Origin of the sequence: Aerococcus sp. HMSC062A02, assembly GCF_001809535.1 — a bacterium.
In the GTDB taxonomy this organism is placed as follows: Bacteria; Bacillota; Bacilli; order Lactobacillales; family Aerococcaceae; genus Aerococcus.
In genome coordinates this window covers 15,481-36,712 of record NZ_KV797917.1, presented here as the reverse complement: position 1 = coordinate 36,712, position 21,232 = coordinate 15,481, and the positions used below count along the sequence as shown (strand labels likewise).

The 21,232-nt window shown below is 50.0% G+C and carries 18 protein-coding genes; 5 read left to right on the top strand and 13 right to left on the bottom strand.

Annotation, left to right across the window (positions count from 1 at the left end):
- Positions 1 to 74 precede the first annotated feature (74 nt).
- The 7 genes from HMPREF2626_RS03260 to HMPREF2626_RS03230 all read right to left on the bottom strand — a co-directional run bounded on the left by HMPREF2626_RS03260 (position 75) and on the right by HMPREF2626_RS03230 (position 6,015).
- Positions 75 to 254: a DNA-directed RNA polymerase subunit beta gene (locus HMPREF2626_RS03260; protein ID WP_070617360.1), complete on the bottom strand. Its 180-nt coding sequence runs from the start codon at positions 252 to 254 to the stop codon at positions 75 to 77.
- 8 nt (positions 255 to 262) lie between these two features.
- Positions 263 to 1,564, bottom strand: a complete 1,302-nt coding sequence (gene murA, locus HMPREF2626_RS03255; protein WP_070617353.1) for a UDP-N-acetylglucosamine 1-carboxyvinyltransferase — start codon at positions 1,562 to 1,564, stop codon at positions 263 to 265.
- A gap of 119 nt (positions 1,565 to 1,683) precedes the next feature.
- The gene (gene upp, locus HMPREF2626_RS03250) at positions 1,684 to 2,319 is read right to left on the bottom strand and encodes a uracil phosphoribosyltransferase (RefSeq protein WP_070617351.1); all 636 of its coding nucleotides are present in this window, start codon (positions 2,317 to 2,319) and stop codon (positions 1,684 to 1,686) included.
- 107 nt (positions 2,320 to 2,426) lie between these two features.
- Positions 2,427 to 3,443, bottom strand: a complete 1,017-nt coding sequence (locus HMPREF2626_RS03245; protein ID WP_070617347.1) for an L-threonylcarbamoyladenylate synthase — start codon at positions 3,441 to 3,443, stop codon at positions 2,427 to 2,429.
- Positions 3,421 to 4,323 (bottom strand): peptide chain release factor N(5)-glutamine methyltransferase, encoded by a 903-nt coding sequence (gene prmC / locus HMPREF2626_RS03240; RefSeq protein WP_070617344.1) that lies wholly within the window; start codon positions 4,321 to 4,323, stop codon positions 3,421 to 3,423. Before prmC ends, HMPREF2626_RS03245 begins: the two co-directional genes overlap by 23 nt.
- On the bottom strand, positions 4,307 to 5,389 hold the full coding sequence (prfA, locus tag HMPREF2626_RS03235) for a peptide chain release factor 1 (protein WP_070617339.1): 1,083 nt from the start codon (positions 5,387 to 5,389) through the stop codon (positions 4,307 to 4,309). The genes prmC and prfA overlap by 17 nt, the downstream gene beginning before the upstream one ends.
- Before the next feature lie 23 nt (positions 5,390 to 5,412).
- Positions 5,413 to 6,015: a thymidine kinase gene (locus HMPREF2626_RS03230; RefSeq protein WP_070617336.1), complete on the bottom strand. Its 603-nt coding sequence runs from the start codon at positions 6,013 to 6,015 to the stop codon at positions 5,413 to 5,415.
- A gap of 511 nt (positions 6,016 to 6,526) precedes the next feature.
- Between HMPREF2626_RS03230 and HMPREF2626_RS03220 the strand changes: the two genes are divergently transcribed.
- Positions 6,527 to 7,885: a Mur ligase family protein gene (locus tag HMPREF2626_RS03220; RefSeq protein WP_070617332.1), complete on the top strand. Its 1,359-nt coding sequence runs from the start codon at positions 6,527 to 6,529 to the stop codon at positions 7,883 to 7,885.
- Positions 7,882 to 8,523, top strand: a complete 642-nt coding sequence (locus HMPREF2626_RS03215; RefSeq protein WP_070617331.1) for a type 1 glutamine amidotransferase — start codon at positions 7,882 to 7,884, stop codon at positions 8,521 to 8,523. The genes HMPREF2626_RS03220 and HMPREF2626_RS03215 overlap by 4 nt, the downstream gene beginning before the upstream one ends.
- Before the next feature lie 178 nt (positions 8,524 to 8,701).
- Here the strand turns inward: HMPREF2626_RS03215 and HMPREF2626_RS03210 are convergent, their stop codons facing one another.
- Positions 8,702 to 9,916, bottom strand: a complete 1,215-nt coding sequence (locus tag HMPREF2626_RS03210; protein WP_083294319.1) for an AI-2E family transporter — start codon at positions 9,914 to 9,916, stop codon at positions 8,702 to 8,704.
- Positions 9,917 to 10,032: 116 nt separating this feature from the next.
- On the opposite strand from HMPREF2626_RS03210, the gene HMPREF2626_RS03205 reads away from it, so the two are divergent.
- Both HMPREF2626_RS03205 and HMPREF2626_RS03200 read left to right on the top strand, forming a co-directional pair.
- Positions 10,033 to 11,061, top strand: a complete 1,029-nt coding sequence (locus HMPREF2626_RS03205; protein ID WP_070617329.1) for a lactonase family protein — start codon at positions 10,033 to 10,035, stop codon at positions 11,059 to 11,061.
- Positions 11,062 to 11,170: 109 nt separating this feature from the next.
- Positions 11,171 to 11,998 (top strand): undecaprenyl-diphosphate phosphatase, encoded by an 828-nt coding sequence (locus HMPREF2626_RS03200; RefSeq protein ID WP_070617326.1) that lies wholly within the window; start codon positions 11,171 to 11,173, stop codon positions 11,996 to 11,998.
- 495 nt (positions 11,999 to 12,493) lie between these two features.
- Here the strand turns inward: HMPREF2626_RS03200 and HMPREF2626_RS03195 are convergent, their stop codons facing one another.
- Positions 12,494 to 13,858 carry an aspartate kinase gene (locus HMPREF2626_RS03195; protein ID WP_070617392.1) on the bottom strand — a complete coding sequence of 455 codons (1,365 nt, stop codon included), beginning with the start codon at positions 13,856 to 13,858 and terminating at the stop codon, positions 12,494 to 12,496.
- Between the two features lie 172 nt (positions 13,859 to 14,030).
- Here HMPREF2626_RS03195 and HMPREF2626_RS03190 point away from each other — a divergent pair, with 172 nt between their 5' ends.
- Positions 14,031 to 15,344, top strand: a complete 1,314-nt coding sequence (locus HMPREF2626_RS03190) for an amidohydrolase (protein WP_070617324.1) — start codon at positions 14,031 to 14,033, stop codon at positions 15,342 to 15,344.
- A gap of 55 nt (positions 15,345 to 15,399) precedes the next feature.
- Here the strand turns inward: HMPREF2626_RS03190 and glgA are convergent, their stop codons facing one another.
- From glgA to glgB, 4 genes are read right to left on the bottom strand one after another with little or no spacing between them, the layout of a single operon-like run.
- Positions 15,400 to 16,845 carry a glycogen synthase GlgA gene (glgA, locus tag HMPREF2626_RS03185; RefSeq protein ID WP_070617322.1) on the bottom strand — a complete coding sequence of 482 codons (1,446 nt, stop codon included), beginning with the start codon at positions 16,843 to 16,845 and terminating at the stop codon, positions 15,400 to 15,402.
- Between the two features lie 24 nt (positions 16,846 to 16,869).
- Positions 16,870 to 18,015 (bottom strand): glucose-1-phosphate adenylyltransferase subunit GlgD, encoded by a 1,146-nt coding sequence (glgD, locus tag HMPREF2626_RS03180; RefSeq protein ID WP_070617320.1) that lies wholly within the window; start codon positions 18,013 to 18,015, stop codon positions 16,870 to 16,872.
- Positions 18,002 to 19,144 (bottom strand): glucose-1-phosphate adenylyltransferase, encoded by a 1,143-nt coding sequence (locus HMPREF2626_RS03175; RefSeq protein WP_070617318.1) that lies wholly within the window; start codon positions 19,142 to 19,144, stop codon positions 18,002 to 18,004. Before HMPREF2626_RS03175 ends, glgD begins: the two co-directional genes overlap by 14 nt.
- A gap of 29 nt (positions 19,145 to 19,173) precedes the next feature.
- On the bottom strand, positions 19,174 to 21,114 hold the full coding sequence (gene glgB / locus HMPREF2626_RS03170; RefSeq protein WP_070617316.1) for a 1,4-alpha-glucan branching protein GlgB: 1,941 nt from the start codon (positions 21,112 to 21,114) through the stop codon (positions 19,174 to 19,176).
- Between the last annotated feature and the right edge of the window lie 118 nt (positions 21,115 to 21,232).

The following is a 21,232-nucleotide window of genomic DNA, read 5'->3' as shown; positions in this document are numbered from 1 at the left end:
TTAACGATCACTTTCAAGACGGAACGCATGCTCACCAATACAATTCACTAAATATTTTTTCATTTAATAAAACCCTATCCCCTAAAATAATCCAACAAATGCTGCCAGACCTCGCCGTCAAAGACCTTAAGGAAGAAATAGTCGCTGACCAGGCCATAGCCTAGCATGAGGCCGATAAGAAAGAGGCAGACCAGGGCCAGGAGATAGAGGCCCCAGCGCTGCCAGGTCCTCAGGCCGCGCCTTGATTTCGCCATAGGACCACCTAGTCGAAGAAGTCGCTGGCTGGCCGGCTTTGCAATTCGTCGGCGTCAATCCGCTTGATATCCGCCCCCAAGGCTTGAAGCTTATCTTCCAAGTGGTGGTAGCCCCGGTCCAGGTACTGCAATTGAGAGACAACAGTCGTGCCTTCTGCCACCAGACCCGCGATAATCAAGGCTGCAGCGGCTCTCAGGTCGGTCGCTTGGACACTGGCAGCTTGGAGTTGACTAGGGCCTTCGAAGCTCACGGTATCGCCGTGGATCTTGAATTGGGCATCCATACGGCGGAGTTCTTCCAGGTGCATGAAGCGGTTCTCGAAGACCGTCTCTTCCATAACCGAACCACCTTCTGCACGAATTTGGGCGATGGTAAAGGGCGCCTGGAGGTCGGTTGGGAAGCCGGGATAAGGCAGGGTTTTGACATTTGTTGCCTTCAACTGGCCTTCTGATTTCACCAGGACAGCGTCCATTTCTTCCACGATTTCGACTCCCATTTCTCGTAACTTGGAGATCAGAGGCAAGTTGTGTTCGACCAGAGCATCCTTGACCAGGACCTCGCCCCCGGCAACGGCAGTGGCTAGGATAAAGGTTCCGGCTTCAATCCGGTCGGGGATGACGCAGTGGTCGGTCCCGTGCATGGATTCGACACCCGTAATCTTAATGGTATCGGTCCCGGCGCCCTGGACTTGGGCTCCCATCCGGTTGAGGTAGTTGGCTAAGTCGACGATTTCTGGTTCCTTGGCCACATTTTCAATCGTGGTGACTCCTTCGGCCAGGACGGCGGCCATCATGATGTTTTCGGTCGCACCGACGCTGGGGAAGTCCAGATATATATCAGTCCCCACAAGCTGGTCGGCCCGGGCTTCAACATAGCCATTGGTCATGGTGACCTCAGCTCCCAAGGCTTCAAAGCCCTTGATATGGAGGTCGATCGGCCGCGAGCCAATGGCACAGCCACCTGGCATAGCGACCTTGACATGGCCAAAACGGGCCAGGAGCGGACCCATGACTACAACGGAAGCACGCATCTTGCAGACCAGTTCAAAGGGCGTTTCGGTCCTTAACTGGCCTTCTGAGACCACTTCAATTTGTTGCTTGGCTTCGTCAAAGTGGACTTCTGCGTCCAAGTAAGCCAGCACTTCTTTCATAATATAGACGTCCGATAAGAGCGGAACGTTGTTGATTAAATTTTTCCCTTCAGAGGCTAAGAGGGTCGCAGCTAAAATCGGTAGGACCGCATTCTTGGCCCCATCAACCTTGACCTCTCCCTGGAGGGTCTTGCCTCCCCGCACAATTATATTCTCCATGTAACTGGAAACACCACCTTCATCAGTATTCAATTAACTATTATACACAAAAAAATCCAAGTGATAAAGTCTCCCCACTTCTAGTGAGGGACTGACTTGGATTTTTGTATGCGGCTGGCTTAGAGGGTCCCGAAGAGACGGTCACCAGCGTCACCGAGGCCCGGAACAATATAGCCATGTTCATTTAGTTTTTCGTCCAGAGCGGCTGTATAGATGTCGACTTCTGGATACTTGTCTTGAATAGCCTTAACCCCTTCTGGTGCGGAAACCAGGCAGACAAAGTCAATGTGGGCAGGGTCCACATCGCGTTTCACCAAGGAGTCGATAGCCATAAGGGCTGAGCCCCCAGTTGCGAGCATGGGGTCGACAATAATCACTTGGCGCTCTTCAATGTCATTAGGCATCTTGAAGAAGTATTCTTGGGGTTCCAAGGTTTCTTCATCACGGAACATGCCAATATGGCCCACCTTAGCAGCTGGTACCAGGGTGAGGATCCCATCAACCATACCCAAACCAGCTCTCAGGATCGGTGCGATAGCGACTTTTTTACCGGTGATCATTTTTTGTTTGGTCATAGCAACTGGTGTTTCGACTTCCACTTCTTCAAGTGGTAGACTGCGGGTGACTTCATAGCCGAGGAAGACCGTAATCTCATTGACAAGTTCACGGAAACCCTTGCTCCCTAAGTTCTTATCCCGTAACAAGGTCATCTTATGTTGGACCAATGGATGATCAATCACGTGTAATTTTCCCATTTTTTGCCTCCAATATTTAGATTCGTAGTCAAACTTCTCTACTTACTTTACCACTAATTCAGCTAATTGCAAAGAGAAATAGCTGTTTAGTCGATGAAAAGCTCAGCCTAGGCAAAGACCTGGCTGCTGGCCTTGAGCAGGCGGTTCTGGTAGCCTGCTGAGGCTTCGCCCGCGTCGATCCATTCCACGAGGATCAGGTCAATATCCTGGCTGTCATCGGCTTTCCGCAAGGCGTCGAAAAGGCGCTGGGTAGCAGTCTCCAGGCTTGGGCCCAAGGAATAGGTCTGGGCGACAGGAGGCAGGCCAGCCAAGCTAGCCTCCTGTCCGGCGCAGAAGATGGCCTTATCAGTATTAGCTTGAATGACTTCCGCCATCCGCTCAGCCGCCACGGCATAAACCGTCTCATGGGGGCTGTAGTGGCGGTACTTCATCCCGGGTGCCTTGGGTTGTTGGTCAGCTTCCACCGTTAATTGGTCGGGGTAAGATACCTCAGGCCCATCAAGAACCGTCTCGATCTCGCCCCTAGAGATATGGCCTGGGCGCAGGATAAAGAGGCCGCGCGGGTCTGACAGATCGAGGACCGTAGACTCAACCCCGATTCGAGTGGGTTGGCTAGCTAGGATACCCGCAATCTTCCCGTCGAAGTCGTGGCGGACATGGTCTAGCTTGGTCGGACTAGGCTTCCCTGACAGGTTGGCAGAAGGCCCCACAAGCGGAAAGCCCACCGCTTCGATTAACTCTAGGGTCAAGGGATGGTCCGGCATCCTGAGCCCTACCGTATCCAAGCCACCCGTCACTGTAGGGGCGAAGACCCCTTCCTTGACGGGCAGGATTAGAGTCAAAGGACCTGGCCAGAAAGCCTCCTGGAGTTTTTTCACCCAGCTTACTTGGTCAGGGGTCAGGTCTCTCACATAGGCGAAGAGGTCTTCCTTGTGGGCCAGGTGGACAATCAGGGGATTATCGCTCGGCCGTCCTTTGACTTGGTAGACGGATTGGACGGCTTGGTCGTTATTGGCGATGGCGCCGAGACCAAAGACCGTCTCTGTGGGAAAAGCCACCAGTTGGCCATCCCGTAATTGCTGGGCCGCTTCGTCAATACGGTCACTCTGATAAATTTCCGTCATCTTCTCGCTCTCCTTCCTTGGACACCACCAGAAAGCGGTCGTGCCCGGCAAAATCTTCTTCAATACGGTAGTGGTAATTATGCGGCAAGTGAGTCTGGCAGTAAGCTAGGAGCTGGTCGCCTTGGCGGTAGCCGATTTCTGCGATGAAACTGCCGCCTGGTCTGAGATAGGCATCCAGGTCATCGATAAGTCGGTAGTAGATAGCATAGCCCTCTTCTTCAGCAAAGAGCGCTAGGTCGGGTTCATAGCGCTGGACATCTTCCGCTACTTCATCTATCTCCTGGCGACCAATATAGGGCGGATTGGACACGATCAGGTCAAAAGTCTGCCCCTGGATGGCCTGGTAGAGGTCGCCCTGGGCCAATTGGATATCTGCTTGAAGGGCTTGGGCATTGTCCCTGGCCACGGCCAAAGCCTCTTCTGACAGGTCAGTCGCTGTGATTTGCAGGTCGGGGCATTCCTTCTTCAGAGTCAGGGCAATGGCTCCCGTCCCTGTTCCAATATCGACGACCTGGGCCTGACGGGGAAGCTCTCCCTTAGCAAGCAAGTCTTTCACCCGGTCCACCAAGAGTTCAGTCTCCTGGCGGGGAATCAGGGTGGCCGGCGTCACCTTAAACTTGTAGCGGTAGAAGTAGGCCTCCCCCAGAAGATACTGGTAGGGATAATGGTCCTTGGCAATACGCTGGATGCCCGCTTCATAAGCTGCGTAGTCTTCCACTGACATGCTTTGGAATTGGTATCGGTACCAGTCGTTGGGCTCCCAATCCATCAGCCCTAGGAGATAGTGGTAGGCAATGGCCTCCTCACAGCCCCGGTCGCTTAAAAAAGAAGAAGCCCCTAAGAGAGCTTCTCGGTAGGAGCCGTTAAATACTTTGTTCATTGAGTTCCTCTAATTTCTGAGCCTGGTCAGCCAAGATGAGGGCATTGATAATTTCTTCCAGTTCACCTTGCATGATCCGGTCCAATTTTTGGATGGTCAGGTTGATCCGGTGGTCGGTGACCCGGTTTTGGGGGTAGTTATAGGTCCGGATCCGTTCCGACCGGTCCCCTGTCCCTACCAGGTTCTTCCGCTTGCTGTCGTATTCACTCTGTTGTTCCGCTTGGACATGTTCATAGACCCGGGACCGTAAGATCAGCATAGCTTTCTCCCGGTTCTGTTGCTGGGACCGTTGATCTTGCATGGCCACTACAATCCCAGTTGGAATGTGGGTCAGACGGACAGCGGAAGCCGTCTTGTTGACGTGCTGGCCCCCAGCCCCTGAGGCATGGTAGATGTCGGTCCGGATATCGTTGGCATCGATTTCGAAGTCTAGGTCTTCCAATTCTGGCATCACGCCGACTGTCGCTGTTGAGGTATGGACCCGGCCCTGGGATTCGGTCTTGGGTACCCGTTGGACACGGTGGGCCCCACTCTCGTATTTGAGCTTGGAATAGACCTTGTCGCCAGTAATTTGGAGGATAATTTCCTTGTAGCCGCCGATGTCATTGCTATGGGCTTCGACCACGGAGATCCGCCAGCCCTGGCTCTCCGCATAGCGAGAGTACATTTCATAGAGGTCAGCCGCAAAGAGCTGGGCCTCATCCCCACCTGCTGCCCCGCGGATTTCCATGATAATGTTCTTGTCATCATTAGGATCGCTCGGCAGCATGAGGACACGGATTTCTTCTTCTAATTGGTCGCGCTCTTCCTTGAGCTCTTTCAGTTCTTCCTTGGCCATTTCTAAGAGTTCTTCATCTGATTCATCAGCCAGGATTTCTTCGGCCCCTTCAATTTGGTCCACGACATCCTTATAATGTCTGAAGGCCTCAACTTTAGGTCGGAGGTCAGCTTCTTCCTTGGATAGGTCGCGGAAGCGCTTGGCATCATTGATGACATCGGGGTCGCTCAATAACTCGGCCAATTCCTGGTAACGGTTGATAAAAGTATCAATTTGATCTAATAGCATGCAATCTTCACTCTCTTTTCCTTTTATACTCGCTTAGCAATCTTACCGTCCTGCATGGGCGGTTGCTTGTAGTGTTTACGGCAAACGGGATAGTAGGATTCATTTCCCCCAATTTGCACCTGGTCGCCATCATAGCAAGGCACCTCATTATGGACCCGCATATTCATGATCGCCTTCTTCTCGCAGAACCAGCAGATGGTCTTCACTTCTTCAATCTTATCCGCCACTAGCAAGAGCCGTTCTGAACCGGTGAAGAGATGGTTTTGAAAATCATTCTTCAAGCCAAAAGCCATGACCGGGATATTCAAGTCGTCGACGATCTGGGCGCACTGGTCGATATGGTCAGCGCTCAAGAACTGGCTCTCATCGATAAGGACACAGAAAACACGCTCTGCCTGGTTTTCCCGAGCAACATAGTCATAAATATTTAAGGTTCCATCAATCGCCACAGCAGGCCGCTCATGACCCACCCGGCTGGCAATCACGCCCTGGCCGGACCGGGTATCCACGGCGCTCGTCATCACGATCACCCGCTTAGCCTGTTCTTCATAATTGTGGGCCACCTTGAGAATTTCAATCGATTTCCCACTGTTCATTGCTCCATAGCGAAAATATAATTGTGCCAAAATACCACCTATTCCTTCCCGACTATTCACTTAGTCAGATAAATACCTTATTAATCATACTTGGCAGTCGGCACTTAGTCAATATTTGCCCCCAAGTTCTTGGCAGAAGATGGGAAGTTCGAACGCTTAAATTATAACATGTTTGCATAAATTTATACATTTAGGCCCTTCAAATTATGGTATCATAGGGAGCAGACAGGGTCCAAAACCCGATGAAGTGGAGTAAGAACAAAGCGCTCTGGTTCACACCCTAGTTGGGTTCGGTCTGGCAGCTTTCCTGTCACTTCATAAGTCTCCGCCGCAGTCTGTTAGACTGCTCTGCTGACTTGTTCCAGTGAAGGAAAGCTAAAACGCCAGCCTTCATACCCTTTACAGTCGGGTTCGAGGATGCATAAAGGGCTCCTCTTCGCAAAAGCCCGTCGAAGGCTTTCAGCCTTCTCTGGTTTTTTACTCCAGAGGTCCCTTTCTCCCGCATCCTCTCACACCCTTTAAATTAGAAAGGAATTTATCCATGCGTTTGAAAACTCAATTGGCGGCTTTGGCTGGCCGGGCTTCTTACTGGGGGCTCCATACCTTTACTAAAGGGGGATCGAGTTTGCCTGGTAAGATTGCCAAGAAAGTCGATCCGGATGTCTTACAGGAGCTAGCTAAGGACTACCGCATTGTGCTGATTACAGGAACCAATGGCAAGACGGTGACGACTGCTTTAGCGGTCAATATCCTCAAGCAAGTCTACCCCCATGTCTTGACCAATCCTACTGGGTCCAATATGATCCAGGGCATTACGTCGACCTTCGTGAGCCAGGCTTCGACCAAGTCAGGCCAAGACAAAATTGCTATTCTCGAAGTGGATGAGGCCAGCCTGCGCCATGTCACCGCCCAAGTGACACCTGAATTAATTGTTGCGACCAATATTTTCCGCGACCAGATGGACCGTTACGGCGAGATCTATACCACTTACGACTTGATCTTAGAAGGGGCCGCTAAGACGCCTCAAGCCCGCCTGCTCTTGAACGGGGACGCCCCTATTTTTTCTTCTAAAGAGACAGCTAATGAACGAGCCTACTTCGGCTTCGCTAATGGAAATAAGGAAGAAGACTTCCTAGCCCACTACAATACCGATGGGGTGATCTGCCCTAAATGTGAACAGATCCTCCACTATCATATGATTACTTATTCCAATCTGGGTGACTTCTACTGCCCGAATTGCGGCTTCCAACGCCCCGAGCTCCAGCATGCGGTGACGGCTATCCACGACCTGACCCCAGACCAGGCTAGCTTCGCGATTGACGGCGAGGACTACACCATTCCCGTGGCCGGACTCTACAATGTCTACAATGCCCTAGCCGCCTATTCCGTGGCCAAGCACTTTGGCCTCGACCACTTGACCATTAAGCGCGGCCTAGCCTCTGCCCAACGGATCTTCGGTCGGCAAGAAACGATCCAGATTGAAGACAAAGAGGTCCGGATCAACCTGATCAAGAACCCCGTTGGCCTCAACCAAATCATTGAACTGATCAAGCTCGAAAAAGATGATTTTGACCTCATCTCCATCCTCAACGACCAGCCGGCTGATGGCCAAGACATTTCTTGGATCTGGGACGGCAACTTCGAGGACCTAGCCCAACTCGACAAGGTTCAAGACACCGCCTATGCCGGCATGCGGGCCACTGACTTGAAACAGCGCCTGGTAGTAGCTGGCTTTGACAAGGACCAGCTAGACCCGGTTGAAGACGCGGTCAGTCTCATTAAATACATTAAAGAATCACAGTCACAGAAAGTTTATATCTTAGCCACCTATACCGCCATGCTCGAACTCAGACGGGCCCTGGCTGCGGAGGGCTATGTGAAGGAGCGGATGCAAGCATGACCCTCAGAATCTGCCATCTCTACGGCAACTTGATGAATACCTACGGCGACAATGGCAACCTCCTCATGCTCCAATATATGGCCAAGGAGAAGGGAGAAGCAGTTAAAACCGACCTCGTCTCCCTCAATGATCCTTTCGATCCCGAAGCCTATGACCTGGTCTTCTTCGGCGGCGGCCAGGACTATGAACAATCTTTGGTAGCTAAGGATATCCAAACAAAAAAAGCGCCCCTGACCCAATACATTGAATCAGGCGGCGTCCTTGTGGGCATCTGTGGCGGCTTCCAGCTTCTGGGCCACTACTATATCAATGCCCAACACGAGCGTTTGGAAGGCTTAGGAGCGATTGACTACTATACCGAAACCGAAGCCAACCGTCTGATTGGAGACATCGAGATCTACAATGAACGCTTTGACCTGACCCTTAAAGGCTATGAAAATCACGCCGGCCGCACCTATCTGGGTCCTGGCGTCCAAGCCCTGGGCCAAGTCAAAAACGGTTTCGGCAATAACGGCCAGGACCAAACAGAAGGCTGCCTCTACAAGAACACCTTCTGCTCCTACTTCCACGGCCCCCTCCTCGTCCGCAATCCCAAGCTGGCAGAGATCATCATCGACCTCGCCCGGAAAGTGGACTAAAAATAAAAGCCTATAAAAAATCTCTTTACCCACTGGACTTTAAAAAACAATAATATTTTTTCCACTAAAAAGAGGCTGGATACTTGTCCAGCCTCCTTTATATTTAAATCCAAAATTCAAAAGCAAAACGGATGCTCACCAGCACAATTCAAATTAGAACAAGTTTTTTTAGAGGATTTTATTCATCCGAATCCCATTCAGCCAGCAGGTCTTCCTCATAGAGCCCTGAAACTTTGCGGTACCACTTGAAGAAGTAGGTAAAGATCAGTTTGAGGATGGCGTAGCTTGGAATGATAATAATAATCCCGATAATGCCGAAAAGTTTCCCCCCAGCGATCAAGAGCAACATAATGGTAACGGGATGGATGTCCAAGTTGGAACCCAGGATGTGGGGCGAAATCACCCGGCCTTCGATGGTCTGCTCGATCATGAAGACGACGAGGACTTTGACCACCATGATAGGCCCTTGGACAAGAGCGATAATAACCGCTGGGATCATGGCTAAGAAAGAACCCAGGTAAGGGATCAAGTTTAGGAAGCCCGCCAAGACACCGAGAATAATCCCGTACTGAAGGCCAATAATCGAATAGCCCAGCATAAACATAATGGCTACCGAGATGCCGACCATAATCTGCCCACGCACATAGGCTGAGACTTGTTGGTTCATCTCAAAGAGCAGCTGCATGGTCGACGAGCGAATCGGATTAGGCACCACCAAGGCCAGGTTTTGTTTCAACTTGGGCCCGTCCTTTAACATGTAGAAGAGGATAAAGGGCGCCGTTACAATGGCCAGGATGAAGTTGGACAGGACGCCCACAATAGACCCGATAGAATCAATGGCCGAATTAAAAATCGTCGACCAATTAATGGAATTGCCCTGGATGAAGTTGAGTCCCCAGTCGTTCAAGAGATTGACCCCCTCTTCAAACAAGGGATTGTGGTAGAAACGCTGCAAGGGCTGGTCGTAGCTCGAGATCAGCTCATCCCAGTTGGATACTAGAGACTGGGACTGGGCAAAGAAGACCGGCGTCAGATAGGTCAGGATCAAGACTGCTATCCCCATCAAGACGAGGACCAGGATAGCCCCCCACTGCCGCTTGACGCCCCGCTTTTCCAAGCGGTTGACGATAGGTACGGTCAGGTAATAGAGGATGGCTGCTAAGATAATCGGCAAGGCAATCACGCTCACGAAATCCAAGACGGGATGGAATAAGTGGGCAATCCGACTAAAGATCAATAGGAATAAGGCAATTAAGATGAGTACAAGCAACAATTGAAGCCAGCGGTTGCTCAAGAAAGACCGGAAGGAATGGTAGTTAATCTTCTGCAGTTGGTCGCTTCGTTCTTGCCAGTACTGGTTCATTTTATCATTTGGGTTTCGCTTATCAGTCATCGAACTCCCCCTCTAGGAATAATTTACTTTTATTGCTTAAGTATACAATATATTTTGTTTTTGGCCTAACCCAGGTCCTGAACTTATAGTAAAATTAATATGAAAGGTGGATTAACATGGACCAATTTTATCTCGGGGCCTATACCGATGGCTCCAATACGGGCATCCACAGCCTGAGCGTGGACCCTAACTTAGACCAGCCGCTTAAAGTCGATCGCCTCATAGAAGAGGCCGACCCCTGCTACTTCTGTCTGTCAGCCGACCAGAAGTCGCTCTTCACTCTGTCCAATGCAGGGTCAGAGCCGGGTGTTAGCCACTATCGTTGGACAGAAGAGGGCTACCAGCTCGCAGACCGCTTAGCTTTTCTCGAAGAGCCAGCCTGCTATGTGAGCCTGAGCGCAGATGAGCGTTACGTTCTCTGTGCCTCCTACCGGCAAGCTAGTCTTATCTTAATCAAAGTCCAGGCAAATGGCAAACTCGAGCTAGCGGATATTGTCCAGCGCACCGGCTCAGGGCCCCATCCCAACCAGGACCAACCCCACTGCCATTACTTCAAACAGTACCGGGACAGCCCCTACTTCCTAGCCTGTGACCTAGGGACGGATGAAGTCCTTAGCTACCGCATCCAGGAAGACAAGCTCCAGCTGGTCGATACTCTCGCTATCCCAGCCGGCTCAGGCCCCCGCCACCTGGTCGCCCATCCCACGCTCCCCTATGTCTATGTCCTGAGCGAACTCTCTTATACGGTCGAAGTCGTTCAAGTCGACGACGTGTCCGGCCACCTAGAAGCAGTGGGTCGCTACCAGACCCTGCCCCAAACGCCCCAAGCCTTCAACTCCAGCGCTGCTATCCGGATTTCTTCCGACGGCCGCTTCCTCTACTGCTCCAACCGAGGAGAAAATACTTTGACAGTATGTGCCCTGAGTAGAGATGGTCGAAGCCTGGACCGCATCCAAGTCATTGCCAGCCAGGGCGACTTTCCCCGGGACTTCAACCTATCCCCCGATGAATCCTATCTCCTCGTGGCCCACCAAAACGATGGCCACTTGCGCCTCTTCGACCGCGATCCCGAAACTGGTCTTCTAACAGCTAAAGACTTCGACTACCAGCTCGACCAGGTCGTCTGTGTCCAAAGTATTTCTTAAATTTTCTTCAAATTTAGGTCAGAAGCCCGTGGTAGAGGCGAAACTTTGTTATATTGGAAGCTGCTTATTTAAGCGCTAAGAAGTAACTCACAGAAAGGAAAAGCTGTCTATGCTTGAACTCTTAAAAATTATCTTAATCGGCCTGATTGAGGGCATCACCGAGTGGCTGCCCATCTCGAGTACCGGCCATATGATCCTCGTGGAGGAATTCGTCCAACTCCAAGTCCGCCCCGAATTCTGGGACATCTTCATCGTTGTCATCCAGCTCGGCGCTATCTTGGCAGTCATTTGGATTTACTTTAACCGACTCAACCCCTTCTCCCCGCAAAAAACTAAGGAAGAAAAACGAGAAACCTGGGAAACCTGGTTTAAAGTAGCGGTTGGCTGTATCCCTGCCGCCGTCCTCGGTCTCTTGATCGATGACTGGATGGAAGCCCACCTGATGAACTGGTTGGTCGTGGCCCTGGCTCTAATTATCTACGGTATCGCCTTTATCCTGGTAGAAAATTACAACAAGACCCGGACCAGCCAAGTCAACAGCATGCGCGAACTCTCCTACCGACGGGCCTTTGAAATCGGCCTCTTCCAGTGCCTGTCCCTAGTGCCCGGCACCTCCCGTTCCGGGTCTTCAATCCTCGGGGCCACCATCATGGGCACCTCCCGTCCCGTTGCCGCTGACTTCTCTTTCTTTATGAGTATCCCCATCATGTTCGGCGCCAGCTTCCTAAAACTGGTCAAAGGCTTCCTTGAAGGCTTCCGCTTCACCGGACTCGAGCTCAGCTACCTGGCAGTGGGCATGGTCGTTGCCTTCCTGGTCTCCGTTATCACTATCAAGCTCCTCCTCCGCTACATCCAAAGCAACGACTTCAAGCCTTTCGGATGGTACCGGATTGTCCTGGGATTAGTCGTTATCATCTACTTCGCTTGGATTCGTTAAGCAGAGTTTGGGTTTCCTAAAACATAAGCAAAGTTATTTTCATTCGATTGAGTCGATGCATAATATACCTGAAGCTTAATAAGGCTCAATTAGCCCACAGCAACTATCATTGAACGATTGAAATTAAATTTTCCCTTTAGAGTAAATATGCTACAAGCAGAATCTACTCTAAAGGGATATTTTTATGGATTTCAATGAATTTAAATAATACAAGCTACCATCCTTTTTAGTATTGGATAAGGAGCTTTAATTAATTATGAGCAGTAGTGGAGCTTTGAATTTGATCGTTAGCCATGAACAAGCAAGCGATGTGAATTACGTATAGTAGGCGTTAGCCGTACTAGACGTTTGAAGCTCGCTAGGCGAGTGACCTTGGCTCGAGCCGGTGCCATGGCTCTATAACGATCAAATTCAAAAGCGCAACGGATGCTCATATGTACTATTTAGTTTAAATTAAAAAAGGGAAGACTCAGCTTCCCTAGTTAAATTAATTCTTTATTTATTATCAGATTCGAAAAATTCCTTATAGATAGCGGCAACGGCGCGTTCTTCTTCATTTTCGTTGATACCAAACATAATGGAATTCTCGGATGAACCTTGGTTGATCATGTCGATATTAACCTGAGCTTCACCTAAGGCCTTGGTTGCCCGAGCCATCAGTCCAATCTTATGTCGCATATTTTGCCCCACCAGCATAACTAAGCAAAGATTGTCCCGTTTTTCCACCACGTCGGCTGCTGTCTTGACCTTGATCTCCACTAAGAGGTCTTGGAACTGCTTAGCAGTAATCATTTCTTCCTTGAAGACAATATCAATGTCGTCGATCCCCGAAACAATGTGTTCCAAACTGATATTATAATCTTCCAAGACATCCAGGACCCGGTTGATGAAGCCAACTTCCCGGTTCATCATGTACTTGCTGATGTAGATGGAAGCAAAACCAGACTTGCTAGCAACGCCAGCGAGGGGGTATTCAGATTCAGACCGCGTCCGGGTGATCTTAGTCCCTGGCGCTGTTGGATTATTCGTGTTCTTGACCACAACGGGAATCCCTTCCGCAAAAGCAGGATAGAGGGCTTCATCGTGGACAACAGAGAAGCCAGAATAAGAGAGTTCTCGCATTTCGGTATAGGTTAAGTCTTCAATCGGCACTGGCTTCTCGATAATACTTGGGCTGGCTGAATAGATACAATCCACATCAGTAAAGTTTTCATACAAGGTCGCCTTGACCCCATTAGCCAGGATAGCCCCGGTCACATCGCTCCCCCCGCGTGAGAAGGTCACCAGCTTGCCAGTCTTGGTAAAGCCGAAGAAGCCTGGGAAAATAATAATCTCGTCATAGTCTCTCAAGGCAAAGAGATTTTGATAGGATTCGGGCAAGATTTGGGCATTGCCCGGCTCGTCGGATAAGTAGAGGCCCGCTTCCTTCGGGCTAATATAGCGGGCAGGAATGCCTTCTGAGCGCAGGTAGGCGGCAATGAGTTTGGCACTATTATCTTCCCCGCTGGCTTTCAAAGCGTCCATGAAATAAGATTCTTCCGTCGTGTCCCCTTCAATCAGCTCTTGCAGGCTGTGGGAAATTTCACTCACAATATCCTCATCAATGGCCAGGTCCGTCGCAATTTCTTTGTAACGGTTGACAATTTGATTAAAGACATGAGAGACCCCCTTATTCCCATTAAGCACCTGAGAAGCTAAGTCGATTAAGAGGTCGGTCACCTTGGTATCTTCTGGAAAACGCTTACCAGGAGCCGAAACGACCACGATACGTCGGTCAGCGTCACTTACAATGATATCTTTAATTTTTTTAATCTGCTCAGCACTAGCCACCGAGCTTCCACCAAATTTAATCACTTTCATCAGCATAACCTCATTCATGTTTAATTTTCTCATTTCTCTATAATATATCATACCTGTTCCTGCTAGACAAGAATCTTTCATTGGCTTTTTCAGGAAAGTATTGTTTTTCGACGGCCTTTAGGCTATGGTAGAGGTATTATATTTTGAACGCTAGGAGAAAGGGAGAATAACAATGAATGGGGACTTAGAGGCTTTATTAACGGCAGTTGATGACATGGAGGAGGACTTGATCCAGCTGAGGCGGGACTTCCACCAGTATCCGGAGACAGCCTGGTTGGAATTTCGAACGACTTCACAAATCATCACTTACCTAGAAGAAGCCGGGATTCCAGTCCACTTCGGTCCTGACCTGGTCAATCCCGACTTTGCCTGGGGGCGCCCTGACTATGCTAGTCGCCAAGCAGCCAGGGACCGCGCCATCGACCAAGGGGCTGATCCTCAGATTATCCGGCAGATGGCTGGCTTTCCTGGAGCAATCGCCCAAATTGATACAGGTCGACCGGGGCCCCACCTGGCCTTCCGCTTCGATATCGATGCCAATGACCTCCATGAAACACTGAAAGCCGACCACTTCCCTAACCAAGCCGGCTTCCGGTCAAAGAATCCGGATGCCATGCACGGCTGCGGTCATGACGGCCATACAGCTATCGGCCTCGTGCTCGCCAAACTGGTCCACCGTTACCAGAAAGATTTTTGCGGGAAAATTAGCTTTATCTTCCAAATCGCCGAAGAAGGGGTACGCGGGGCCCGGGCCATGGTCGAGGCAGGCGTCTTAGAAGGTGTTGACTACCTCCTAGCCTGCCATATCCTGAAGAGCCCCGAGAATGAGCTGGCCTTCTATAGCGACTGGTCCGGCCTCTACGCCACTAGTAAATTCAATGTCAGCATCCACGGTCGGTCGGCCCATGCTGGCCTGGCCCCAGAGTCTGGTCACAATGCCATTCTCGCAGCCACCTCTGCCATCGCCAATATGAACATGTTTTTCCAGGATTCCCATGGCAATGGCCGACTCAATATCGGGACCATTAACGGTGGAACCGGACGCAATGTCATTCCCGACTTCTGTTACTTTGAAGCCGAGACCCGGGGGCCCAGCCGGGAAGTCAACCAGCACCTCTATGACAAGGCGGTGACCTCCATTCGAGCAGCCTGTGAGATCTATGACTGCCAGTATGAGCTAGAAATCGTCGGCGGCTCCATCAATGCCCAGGCCAGCCGCGAATTCGCCGAAAAGGTCTACCAGGCTAGCAAGGCAGTCCCCGACTTCGACCATTCCTACCGCCAATATGCCAACCGCGGAGCGACCGATGACTTCGCCTATATGATGCAAGCCGTCCAAGACCAGGGCGGCCAGGCAACCTACGCTGTCCTCGCCTGCCCCCTAGCTGCCGGCAACCACAACGATGCCTTCGACTTCGACGAAGCCTGTCTTAAAGCAGGCGCCAAAGCCTTCCTCTCTACCCTCTATCAGACCAACCGATGTTAATCATCCAACACAAAGGCCCTGCCCCAGAACTTGACTGGGGGCAGGGCCTTTTATTTTAGGCTTCCAATAAGGATTGGTAGACTTGGATATAATCTTCAGCCGGTCCTTGCCAGCTGAAATCGCGGCTCATGGCCTCTTGGATCAAAGCTTGCCAGGCCTTCTTATCATGCTCATAAACATCAACCGCATAGTTAAGAATCTTCAAGAAGTCGCGGCCATTGAATTGGTTGAAGCTAAAGCCAGTTCCCTCGCCTGTAAAGTGGTTGTAGGGTTCAACTGTATCGGCCAAGCCTCCCACCTCATGGACTAGGGGCAGGGTTCCGTAGCGCATAGCAATCATCTGGGACAGGCCACAGGGTTCAAAGGCACTCGGCATCAAGAAGAGGTCAGAACCCGCATAGATCTGTTGGGCCAGGTGGATGTCAAAGTCAATATAGGCACAAAAGCGGCCTGGATACTTGTGCTCAAAGTAACGGAAAGAGTGTTCAAATTCATCGTCTCCCGTTCCCAAAACCAAGACTTGGACCCGGCGCGTATTCAAGAGCTCTTCCGCCTTCTCCTGGATCAACTGCATGCCCTTCTGCGGTGTCAGCCGTGACACCAGGCCCAATAGAACTGCATCTGGGTCTTTAGCTAGTCCAACTCGCTCCTGGAGCTTAATCTTATTCTTAAGCTTAGCGGACTGGACAGTCTGAGCGTCATAATTCACCGCTAGATTCGGATCTGTTTTCGGATTATTTAAGTCATAGTCAATACCGTTAATAATCCCCCGAATCTTAAAGTGGTTGTCACGCAAGCAGGCATCTAGTCCCTCACCGAATTCTGGCGTCTGGATCTCACCAGCATAGCGGGGACTCACTGTTGTCACAATATCGGAGAAGTTAATACCCCCTTTGAGATAGTTAACCGCGCCATGGTGCTCACAACCCTTGTCGTGGAAGGTAGCGTCCGTCGTATTGAAATAAGAGTAAAGGGCTTCCTTGTCCGTCCAACCCTGGAATTGAATATTGTGGATGGTCAGGACCTTACGGATATCGCGGTAATCTTCCAGCCAATGGTACTTGTCCACTAGGAGGGCAGGAATCATGGCCGTCTGCCAGTCATTGACATGGATAATGTTTGGAATAAAGTCTACTTTCTGCATCATTTCAATCACAGCTAAGTCAAAGAAGGCAAAGCGTTCACAGTCATCCTCATAACCATACAAGGAAGGTCGATTGAAATAATCCAAATTATCCACAAAGTAATAGGTTAAATCGTCTAAAATCAGGCGTTTGATCCCTACATAAGCTTGACGTTGGTAGCCCATCTCCACTTGGAAATTCAAAAGGTCTTCACAAGCTTCCTTATACTCCTCAGACATGAGGGTGTAATAAGGAAGGACTACCCGAACATCAATGCCCTGGGCTTTTAGGGCCTTAGGCAGGGCATAGGACACATCGCCCAAGCCCCCTGTTTTAAAAAAGGGGGCTGCTTCAGCTGAAGCAAATAAAATTTTCATTTTTGTCTCCTTTAAACTATTGCATTAGGCTTTAATCCGTGTATTCTTAGCAACCACTAGGGGCTCTTCGGGCGTTCCTTCGACCACAGCCTCGGCCTCAACATAGACCCGCTTATCCAGGATGGCATGCTTGACCCGGGCGCCCTCTTCAATGACACAGCCTTGGAAGAGGATAGAATTCTCGACTTCTGCCCCCTCATGAACCTCAACCTTGCGTGAAATTTGCGAGTGGGAAATCTTACCTCGGATATCGGTATGGGTCGCGATCTGTGCATTGTGAACCTCAGCCTTTTTGCCGTAATAAGTTGGAGCCCCATTATGGGTCCGGGTAATAATCGGCAACTCAGTGTGGAAAAGGCTAGTGAAGGCTTCCCCTTCCAGCATGGAGAGACTGGTATCATAATAGGCCTTAACGGAATCAATATTGGCCACAAAGCCCTTGTGTTCATAAGCTTGGACGGTATAATCCAGGAGATATTTCTCAATAATTTGGTCGAGATTATCATTGAGGTTCTCCGCATTGGCCTTGTCAATAATTTCAAGCAAGATATTGGCAGGCATGATGGTCATGTTCATATCGAAGTTAACTGTTTCGCCTTCAATTGGCGTAACGCCTTCCTTAGCCAGGTCAGTCACATAGCCCTTGTCATCGATGGTCAATAAATTCTCATCAGGATGATATTCGACGAAACTCTTTTCCTTCTTAGCATACATCCGCATCACTTCGGCGCTGCCCGCTTCAAAAGTATCCAGCATGTCCACTAAGTTGACGCTAGATAGGATCTTAGACCCCGAAATAAAGACATACTCGCTATTGGCCCGTTCGATAAAGATCTTGTGGTCTTCATAGAAGTCACCAATCCGGCTGGCCGCTTCATAGAGAGCCTTCTTATGCTTCATCTGCGAATAAGTGAAGATCCCGCCTGAATTCGTATCCAGGTCCCAAGCCTGGCCGCTGCGGATGTGGTCATAGACGGACCGACCCGTTTCATTAATGAAGATAGCTGCTGAGCGCACATCGGCGTGTGACAAGCTCGACAGGGTAAAATCTAGAAGGCGATAGCGGCAGGCAAAAGGCAGGGCGCCAATTGGCCGACTATCCGTCAGCGGAGCTAGCTTGTTATCATCTTCAGTCATATTAATAATGGCACTTAATTTATTCTTCTTCATTGTCGCTACCTCCCACTACTTCTTCATAGCCGACGACTTTAATTTCTTCTGGGGTCCCAATCACTTGGGCATTGTCCGCAATTTGGGCGCCTTCCCCGAGAATAGCATACTTAATCACGGCATTTTGTCCCACACGCGCCCCAGTCATCAGGATTGATTTCTCCACTTGGCTGTCTTTGCCGATCTTCACGTCTTGTGAAATAACTGAGCGGTTGACCTGACCACGAATGAAGGCCCCATCACAGACCATGGATTCCGTCACATCCGCTTCTTCCGTTAATAATTGAGGAGGTGACACGATATTCTTACTATAAATAGGCCAGTCATTTGAGCGAATATTGAGGGGGTGGTCAGGGTCCAGGAATTCCATATTGGCTTCCCAGAGACTTTCGATGGTCCCCACATCCTTCCAATAGCCATCAAAAGAGTAAGCATAGAGGGCTTCATCATTGTCCAGATAGGCTGGAATCACGTCTTTCCCGAAGTCTTCCATTTTTTCAGGGTCTGAAGTGAGATAGTCCCGCAGCTTGTCCCAAGTAAAGATATAGATCCCCATGGAAGCTAGGTTCGACTTGGGATGCTCAGGTTTCTCTTCAAACTCAATAATCTTATCATCGTCATCGGTATTCATAATCCCAAAGCGTGATGCCTCTTCCATGGGCACCGGAATGACCGCAACGGTACAGTCTGCCCCGTTGGCCACATGGTCTTCTAGCATGCGTTCATAGTCCATCTTATAGATATGGTCCCCCGACAGGACTAAGACATATTCCGGCTTCTGGCTATCGATAAAGTTAATGTTTTGGTAGATAGCATTGGCTGTCCCTCTAAACCATTTTTCCCCATCTTCCGTAGAAGAGTAAGGTTGGAGGACATAGGCGCCACCTTCGTTAGAATCTAAGTCCCAAGGCACTCCCACCCCAATATGGTCATTGAGGACTAAGGGTTCATACTGGGTCATGACCCCCACTTTTTTGATGCCAGAATTGGCACAGTTACTCAAAGGAAAATCAATAATACGGTATTTGCCTCCAAAAGGAACAGCTGGTTTGGCAATTTCTTTGGTTAATTTACCGAGGCGGGTCCCCTTACCCCCAGCAAGTATCATAGCTAATAGTTGTTTTTTCATAATGATCGAGATTACTCTCTTTCCCCTCCTTAAACTAAATCTTCTTTCTTTAATGCTTCTGGCCTCTCCGTCAAAAGCTGATCGGGCTTCAATAGGAAGGTCGACAGGGAGGGCAATACGACAGATAGCGAATAATCAAAGCCTTGGTGGGGCACTTGCTCTGCCGTATAAGTTTCCTGCTGGTATTCCCAATTGCCTCCAAATTCCTGCATTTCACTGTTCAAGAGGACACGATAAGTTCCTGGATACGGTACCCCCAAGCGGTAATTCTGACGTTCCACGGGGGTAAAGTTATAAGCACACACAATAAAATCTTCTGGATCTTGGCTCTTTCGGATAAAGGCCGCCGTAGTCTCCTGGTCATCATCCGCTTCCAGGAAACGAATGCCTTCTGGGCTCAGGTCCAATTGATGGAGGGCTGCTTGGTCTTGGTAGAGCTGGTTCAAGCACTGGATGTAGTGCTGGTATTCCCGGTTATAGGGCCGGTCCAGGTCCTCCCATTCCAGCTGGCTGTAGAAGCGCCACTCTAAGAATTGGCCAATTTCATTGCCCATGAAGGATAATTTCTTACCTGGATAGCACATCCGGTAACCCTCTAGTGTTCGCAAGTTTGAGAACTCATCATAACGCGTTTGCCCCGGCATCCGCCCTAAGAGGGACTCCTTGCCGTGGACCACTTCGTCGTGGGAGAAGGGCAAGATGAAGTTCTCATGGAACATATACATGAAGGTAAAGTTCACTAACCTATAGTTGTGAGACCGATAGATGGGGTCCAAGCTAAAGAAATTCAAGGTATCATTCATCCAACCCATGTTCCATTTGAAGTTAAAGCCCAAGCCCCCCTCGGAAGTGGGGCGGGTCACCCCATCCCAAGCCGTGGATTCTTCCGCAATCATGAGATAGGAGTCATCCCGCAAGAAGATCTCCTGGTTCAAACGGCGGAGGAAGTCTACCCCCTCCAAGTTGACATTATTGCCATAGCGGTTAGGCTGCCAGTCCCCAATATCATAGTCCAAGTAGAGCATATTAGAGACGGCATCCACCCTCAAACCATCGACATGGAACTCCTCCAGCCAAAAAATAGCGTTCGAAATCAAGAAGCTGTGGACTTGGCTCTTGCCTAGGTCAAAATTATAGGTCCCCCAGCGGTTATTAACCGCACGCTGAGGGTCTTGAAATTCAAAGCACGGGGTCCCGTCGTAATAGGCCAGAGCATCATCATTGCGGACAAAGTGGCCGGGCACCCAATCCACCAAGACCCCAATCCCCGCCTGGTGGCAGGCATCCACAAAACGCATTAGGGGTTCAAAGTCGTGGCCGAAGCGACCTGCGATCGAAAAATAGCCCGAAATCTGATAGCCCCATGAAGCCTCCAAGGGGTGCTCCATCAAAGGCATGAATTCGATATGGGTATAGCCCATTTCTTTGACATAAGGAATAAGTTCCTTCCTCAAGTCATCGAAGCTATAAGCCGACCCATCCGGATGACGGCGCCAGGAGGACATATGGACCTCGTAGATGTTTAATGGCCGGTCATAGCGCTTAGCTTTCCGACGCTCGGCCAGCCACTCGGCATCCTGCCAGTCATACTGGGGCAAGTTCTGGATCACCGAAGCTGTCTTGGGTGGGACCTCACTGGCAAAGGCGAAGGGGTCTTGCTTTTCCTTTTTACGCCCTGCTTGGTCCGTGATCACAAATTTATAGAGGTCCCATTCCTTAGCCTCAGCCTTAAAGATGGTCCAAGCTCCGGTTTCCCCCACTGCTTCAAGGGTCTCTTCCTGCCACTGGTTAAAGCTTCCAATAATTGCAACGGTCTTAGCCCGGGGAGCCCAGACTGTAAAACGATAACCCTCTTGGCCGGACTCATCGCGGCAAGGCTTGGCACCTAGAAAATGATAAGCGGAAAAATGATTGCCTAAATTGAAATAATACATTTCTGTTGCCAGTTGGTCTTTGGTCAATTGCGTCATATTCTCCCTCCTCCCTTTTTATAAAAACGCTTGCATTTATTTCTAAAAAAAAAGCGAGAACAAAGTTAATTGTTCTCGCTTTCTCCTAGACAAGGGATAAAGCTGTTCACAGCAACTT